At 66.2% G+C, this 6,301-nt stretch carries 7 protein-coding genes, 1 tRNA gene and 2 pseudogenes; 5 read left to right on the plus strand and 5 right to left on the minus strand.

Annotated features, from left to right (window positions below):
* The 3 genes from A5699_RS09585 to crcB (A5699_RS09595) form a co-directional block, all read right to left on the minus strand.
* The coding region (locus A5699_RS09585; protein WP_197508247.1) for a DUF190 domain-containing protein at positions 1-647 on the minus strand (647 nt) is incomplete at its 3' end.
* Entirely contained in the window at positions 644-1,009 is a 366-nt protein-coding gene (crcB, locus tag A5699_RS09590; RefSeq protein WP_067768572.1) for a fluoride efflux transporter CrcB, read from the minus strand. The genes A5699_RS09585 and crcB (A5699_RS09590), both read right to left, overlap by 4 nt.
* Positions 1,009-1,404: a fluoride efflux transporter CrcB gene (gene crcB, locus A5699_RS09595; protein ID WP_067768574.1), complete on the minus strand. Its 396-nt coding sequence runs from the start codon at positions 1,402-1,404 to the stop codon at positions 1,009-1,011. Before crcB (A5699_RS09595) ends, crcB (A5699_RS09590) begins: the two co-directional genes overlap by 1 nt.
* 69 nt (positions 1,405-1,473) lie before the next feature.
* On the opposite strand from crcB (A5699_RS09595), the gene pgm reads away from it, so the two are divergent.
* The 5 genes from pgm to A5699_RS09620 all read left to right on the plus strand — a co-directional run bounded on the left by pgm (position 1,474) and on the right by A5699_RS09620 (position 5,216).
* Complete coding sequence (pgm, locus tag A5699_RS09600; protein ID WP_067768575.1) at positions 1,474-3,120, plus strand: phosphoglucomutase (alpha-D-glucose-1,6-bisphosphate-dependent); 1,647 nt, start codon at positions 1,474-1,476, stop codon at positions 3,118-3,120.
* A complete protein-coding gene (locus tag A5699_RS09605; RefSeq protein WP_067768578.1) occupies positions 3,117-4,358 on the plus strand; it encodes an MFS transporter in 1,242 nt (413 codons plus the stop codon). Before pgm ends, A5699_RS09605 begins: the two co-directional genes overlap by 4 nt.
* 55 nt (positions 4,359-4,413) lie before the next feature.
* Positions 4,414-4,486, plus strand: a tRNA-Ala gene (locus A5699_RS09610).
* Positions 4,487-4,629: 143 nt separating this feature from the next.
* Positions 4,630-4,899: a type II toxin-antitoxin system ParD family antitoxin gene (locus tag A5699_RS09615; RefSeq protein ID WP_067768584.1), complete on the plus strand. Its 270-nt coding sequence runs from the start codon at positions 4,630-4,632 to the stop codon at positions 4,897-4,899.
* Positions 4,896-5,216 (plus strand): type II toxin-antitoxin system RelE/ParE family toxin, encoded by a 321-nt coding sequence (locus A5699_RS09620; RefSeq protein ID WP_067768580.1) that lies wholly within the window; start codon positions 4,896-4,898, stop codon positions 5,214-5,216. Before A5699_RS09615 ends, A5699_RS09620 begins: the two co-directional genes overlap by 4 nt.
* 16 nt (positions 5,217-5,232) lie before the next feature.
* On the opposite strand, the pseudogene A5699_RS29060 reads toward A5699_RS09620, so the two are convergent.
* Together A5699_RS29060 and A5699_RS09625 are read right to left on the minus strand one after the other, a co-directional pair.
* Positions 5,233-5,515, minus strand: a pseudogene (locus tag A5699_RS29060) (DUF6319 family protein).
* A gap of 310 nt (positions 5,516-5,825) precedes the next feature.
* Positions 5,826-6,301 (minus strand): annotated as a pseudogene (locus tag A5699_RS09625) (hypothetical protein); the annotation flags it as partial.

Raw genomic sequence — 6,301 nt, forward strand, 5'->3', positions numbered from 1 at the left:
CCCCGCTTGCACAGCTGTGCCCGTTCCACCGTGAGCAGCGGACTGTCCAGCACTGCGGTGAGGTCACCGAGCACGGCGTTCACCTGGGCGCCGGTTCCCAGCCCGATGATCATCAGTGGCACCTCGGTGTTGCGGCTGAAGAACCGGGCGCGGCGGCGGTGGCCGTGCGCGGTGCCGTCCACCCCGAGGAACACCGTGGCGCCGGCGAAGCCACGCCGGTGCAGCAGGTCGCACACCGCCCGGTGGGCGGGCGCCCCGCCGATCCGGTGATGACGGCCGACGTACACGGTGAGCTTGCAGATGTCGGTAACCGTCGGTGGCGGTCTCTGTCGGCGGATCAGCTGGGCGCGTTCCAGGGTGATGAGACCGCGGGGGATCAGCGTCACGGCCTGCTCGGCCAGCGCGGAGATCGTGGCGGCCGTGTCGACGGCTGCGATGGCGATCGGGGGGTCTTCGGAGGCGGTCAACGTCTCGTCGGTGCGCAGCTGATGGTGCGGGCCGAAACTGGCGATCCCGCGCAGCATCACGCTGAGGGCGACGTCGCTGCTGCCGTAGAGGTCGAGGAGCGCATCGGCGACAAACCGCTGCTCGTGGCGCAGCCGCTCGGCGAAGTACGTGGTCAGCTTGAGGTAGTCGGTGGTGGTCACAGTCGCGTGCCCACCGCCATGCCCGCCCACGCCGCGACGAGCCCGAGCGCCACGCTGACGACGATGTTGGCCAGCGCGGGCCAGAGCCGACGTTCCTCGGCGAGGCGCTGCGTTTCCAGCATCCACGTGGAAAACGTGGTGTAGGAGCCGACGAATGCGGTGCCGGCCAGCAGCGCGGCGTGCGGGTTCAGGGCCAGGCCGCCGAGGAAGCCGAGCAGGAAGGCGCCGCTCAGATTGACCGCCAGGGTGCCGAACGGGAAACCCCGGGTGTGGCGCGCGGTCACCGCGCGGTCCAGGAGAAATCGGCAGACCGCACCGACACCCCCGAGGGCCAGGACGCCGGCCCACACCACGGCGGTCATCAGCGCACCGCCGCGCGCCGCACGAGCGCGGTGGCGGTCAACACCGCGGAAAGTCCGGCGGCGATACTGGCCGCCGTGTAACCCGCGGCCAATGCCCAGTGGCCGTGCTCGAGCATCGTGATCGTCTCGACCTGCATCGTGGAGAACGTGGTGAGCCCGCCGCACAGGCCGGTTCCCAGCAGCGGGCGTCGATAGCTGGACACCGGCAACCGCTCCAGCAGGCGCGTGGTGAAGTAGCCGAGCAGAAACGCTCCGAGGACGTTCACGATGAACGTGGGCCACGGCCAGTGACCGGGATCGTGCGCCACGAGCACTGCCAGGCCGGCGCGCGCCACCGTGCCCAGGGCGCCGCCGACGAACACTGCGGCCAGTTCTCGGAGATCGTGGCCGAACATGGGTTAAAAGTATGGCCTCTGGTGCGCGTGCGGCGGCAGCGACATCGGTTCGGGAGCAGAATCGGTTGCATGGCTGCCCATCCCCGCGCCGGACAACCGGCTCAACCCGAGGACCTCATCGACGTCGCACATGTGGTGACTGCGTACTACACCACCCAACCCGATCCCGAGAACGTCGCCCAGCAGGTGGTCTTCGGCACGTCCGGGCACCGCGGATCGAGCCTGGACGCGGCGTTCAACGAGGCGCACATCCTGGCCACCACGCAGGCCATCGTCGAGTACCGGGCCGCCCAGGGCACCACGGGTCCGCTGTTCATCGGTCGTGACACGCATGCGCTCTCAGAGCCGGCGTGGGAATCGGCGTTGGAGGTGTTGGCCGCCAACGACGTGGTGGTGATGATCGATGCGGCCGACCGCTTCACGCCGACTCCGGCGGTCAGCCACGCGATCCTCACCTACAACCGGGGCCGACGGGATGGCCTGGCCGACGGCATCGTCGTCACCCCGTCCCACAACCCGCCGCGCGACGGCGGGTTCAAGTACAACCCGCCCAACGGCGGCCCGGCCGACACTGACGCCACCGGCGCCATCGCCAAACGCGCCAACGAACTGCTGAAGGGCAAGCTCGACGGTGTGCGGCGGAAGCCCCTGGCGCAGGCGCGGAACTGCGTCGAACGGCACGACTACCTCAACGCCTACGTCGAGGACCTGTCGAATGTCGTCGACCTGCACGCCATCAGCGCCGAGCACATCCGCATCGGCGCCGACCCGTTGGGCGGCGCCAGCGTCGACTACTGGGGAGCGATCGCCGAGCGCTACAACCTCGACCTCACCGTGATCCACCCCTACGTCGATCCGACATGGTCGTTCATGACGCTGGACACCGACGGCAAGATCCGGATGGACTGCAGCTCGCCGAATGCGATGGCCGGGCTTGTTCGGAAGGTGACCGGCAACCCCGACACCTACCAGATCGCGACCGGAAACGACGCCGACTCCGATCGGCACGGCATCGTCACTCCCGACGGCGGGCTGATGAACCCTAACCACTATCTGGCGGTGGCTATCGACTACCTCTATACCCATCGGCCGAACTGGCCGGGCAGCACCGCGGCCGGCAAGACCGCGGTGAGCAGTTCGATCATCGACCGGGTGGTGGCCGGGCTGGACCGCAAGTTGGTCGAGGTGCCGGTCGGGTTCAAGTGGTTCGTCGACGGCCTGATCAGCGGCGGCATCGGGTTCGGTGGGGAGGAGAGTGCCGGGGCGTCGTTCCTGCGTACCGACGGTTCGACGTGGACCACCGACAAGGACGGCATCATCCTGGCGCTGTTGGCCTCCGAGATTCTGGCGGTCACCGGCCAGACGCCGTCGCAGCGCTACGCCGAATTGGCCGAGCGTTACGGCTCACCGAGCTATGCGCGCATCGATGCGCCCGCGAACCGCGAGCAGAAGGCCCGGCTGGCCAAGCTGTCGCCCGAACAGGTCAGCGCCACCGAGCTGGCCGGTGAACCGATCACGGCCAAGCTGACCGCGGCACCCGGCAACGGCGCCCCGCTGGGCGGGCTGAAGGTCACCACCGAGAACGCCTGGTTCGCCGCTCGGCCGTCGGGAACTGAGGACGTGTACAAGATCTACGCCGAGTCTTTCCTCGGCGCCGAGCATTTGGCGGAGGTGCAGCAGGCCGCCAAGGAGGTGGTCAATACAGTCGTCGGGTGACCGTCAAGACCACGCAGAGGCTGCCGCGCGAGGTCTGGCTGTTGGTTTGCGCGAACGTGGTGGTCGCGCTCGGCTACGGCGTGGTGGCGCCGGTACTGCCGAACTATGCCCGGCATTTCGGGGTCAGTATTGCCGCAGCCACCTTTGTGATCACGGCGTTTGCCGCGATGCGCCTGGTGGGTGCCCCACCGGCCGGCTCTCTGGTGCAACGGCTGGGGGAGCGTCGGGTCTACATCAGTGGACTGCTGATCGTCGCGCTGTCCACCGGAGCGTGCGCGTTCGCCCAGACCTACGCGCAGTTGCTGTTGTTCCGTTCCCTGGGCGGGCTCGGCTCGGCGATGTTCACGGTGTCCTCGCTCGGCCTGATGATCCGGATTTCGCCGCCGGATGCTCGCGGCCGGGTGGCCGGGTTGTTCGCCTCCGGGTTCCTGGTCGGCTCGGTCGGTGGCCCGGTGCTGGGCAGTCTGACTGCCGGGTTCGGACTCTCGGCGCCGTTCTTGATCTATGGTGCGGCGCTGTTGGTGGCCGCCGCGGTGGTGTTCATCAGCCTGCGCCATTCCGAGTTGGCCGCCCCGTCGGTTGAAGACGCTCCCAAGGTCTCGATGCGTAAAGTGCTGCGGCACCCGGCATATCGCGCGGCGCTGTTCTCCAACTTCGCCTCCGGATGGTCCTCTGTCGGACTGCGCATCGCGTTGGTGCCACTGTTTGTGGTGGATGCGCTGGGCCGCAGCGCTGGTACGGCGGGCCTGGCGCTGGCCACCTTCGCGATCGGCAACGTCTCGGCGGTGGTGCCCAGTGGCTACCTGTCCGACCGGGTCGGACGCCGGATGTTGGTCATCGTGGGGCTGACGGCGTCGGCCGCGGCGACAGTAGTGGTCGGGTTCAGCAGCTCGCTGCCGCTGTTCTTGGTGTCTGCCTACGTGACCGGCGCGGCCACGGGCATGTTCGTCTCACCGCAGCAGGCCGCGGTGGCCGACGTCGTCGGCAACAAGGCGCGCGGCGGAACCGCGGTGGCCACCTTCCAGATGATGTCTGACCTTGGCGCGATCGTCGGCTCGTTCGCGGTCGGCCAGATTGCCCTGCACCTCAGCTTCACGGTGGCGTTTGTCACCACCGGTGTGATTCTGCTCGCCGCGGCGGTCGGCTGGCTCTTCGCCCCGGAGACCCGGCCGGCGGCTTCCCACGAGCACACTCCGGCCCGCCCGTTGGGGCCGGACTCGGCCGATGAGCTGCCGTGACCAGCGATTTTGAATGCAGGGTAGCGGTGGTGTAACTTCGTGGGGCACGACAAACGGGGCTATGGCGCAGCTGGTAGCGCACCACACTGGCAGTGTGGGGGTCAGGGGTTCGAGTCCCCTTAGCTCCACGTTTGAAAACCCGCTCTGACTTCGGTCGGGGCGGGTTTTTTGGTTGGCAACGCCCTTCATCGGCCTTCGCGGCTCTCCTTTTTGCGGGGTTGCCGCGCCAGCGTGGGAGTAGGATTCAGTCCTACTACTCGCGGAGGTGGTCATGCGGACAACGCGGCAACTCAGTATCACGCTCCCGAACGACATGGCGGATGCGTTGCGCCAGCGCGTGAACTCCGGGGAGTACGCCAGCGAAAGTGAAGTCATCCGCGAAGGACTGCGCGCGTTGTTCGCGCGTGACCATGCAGTGGAAGCCTGGCTTCGTGATGAGGTCGCGGCGGCGTATGACGCGGTAGCCGCTGATGAGTCACGCGTTGTCAGTGCCGACAGGGTGCGCGCACGATTGGCCGCCGAGCAGGCCGGAGGCGCGTGACCCTCACCGTTGTCTTTACGCCAGAGGCGGAAGATCAACTGGTTGAGCTATATCGGTACATCGCCACTGCTGGATCGGCGGACGTCGCGGCGCGTTACAGCCAGGACATCGTGGCGTTCTGCGAAGAACTGGCGGCGTTTCCGCATCGGGGCCGAGCGCGCGACGACGTAAGGCCAGGACTACGCACAATTGGCTTCAGGCGACGCGTCGTCATTGCCTTCGCCGTGTTGGGTGAGAAGCTGATAGTCATCGGCGTCTTCTACGGCGGCCGCGACTACGAGGCGATCATGAGTGAGCCGAAGCCCCATTCCAAGTAGCAAATTCGCCAAGGCCTCACTCCAAGTTGGAGAGAACCTTTTGCGCAGTTTCGAGTTCGGCTTCGACAGCGGCAATTTTGGTGGCCTGAGCCGGCCTCCTCGATCACCTCGTCGATGGGCGTGGAGAGGTCCTCGTGCAGCTCCTTGGCCGCGCGCGAGACGACAGCAGCAGCGACCGCGACGTTGCGCGCAAGGTAGGTGGTGCCCTTCTTGAGTGCGGAGTGCAATTCACCGTCGGCGGTATCGAAAACCGCTTGTGCACCGGATTTTTCGGGCTCGAAGTCGGCGACGACACGCATCGCAGACCGACGAGCGGTACGCTGTCGACGTACCCACAAGGCTGCTGCAGAAGCTGGACTGTCAGGGGAATTCGTGTTCACCAATACTGATGGGGGCCGGTGCGTTACCAGTGGTTCTGGCGTGACGTGTGGGGGAATTTCGCTGTCGCGCAAGCTGAATTGGCGGGGAAGCCCACCCCGCACGATCTGCACCACACCTATGCCTAGTGGCAGTTGGTTGACGGGAGGCACGCCGATCACGATCGTGTCGCGGCAGCTCGGGCACGAATCCATTCAGCTCACCGTCGACTTCTACAGGATGTAAGCCGAACTAGCTCCCGTCAGCTTTCGCCCGGCTTGGCGTACCGCAATTCGTCGGAAGATGCGCGAAATATTCGGGCGTGTACTCGTCGTACGACAGAACCAGGGTTGATGTAGGCGTGTGGATATCGACGTATTGATGTCCGGGGTGGTCGGCGGGTGTCGCTAGGTCATCAAGGATTTCAACCGCAGCTGCCCGATCTAGGAGCCACTCGATGCGGCCTTCAACCTGTTCTATATCGGCTGCACCGGGCTGAATCCGGAACTCGTGGATGACTCCGTCGTGTTCTAGCCGCGACCATCCATGCTGCACCGCATCGTTCAACGCGGCATGGATGACCGCCGCACCTGCGGTATCCATTGCCAGCATGACAACGTCGTCACCCAGCATGAATTCAGGAAGAAACTGGGCTCTTGTGACGTTTCCGTGGGTGGTTTGTTGATTTGAGGTGGGCGCACGTCGTTGCGGCTCTAGGTTTCTGGCGT

The sequence above is a fragment of the Mycobacterium sp. E802 genome, from assembly GCF_001666875.1.
In the GTDB taxonomy this organism is placed as follows: Bacteria; Actinomycetota; Actinomycetes; order Mycobacteriales; family Mycobacteriaceae; genus Mycobacterium.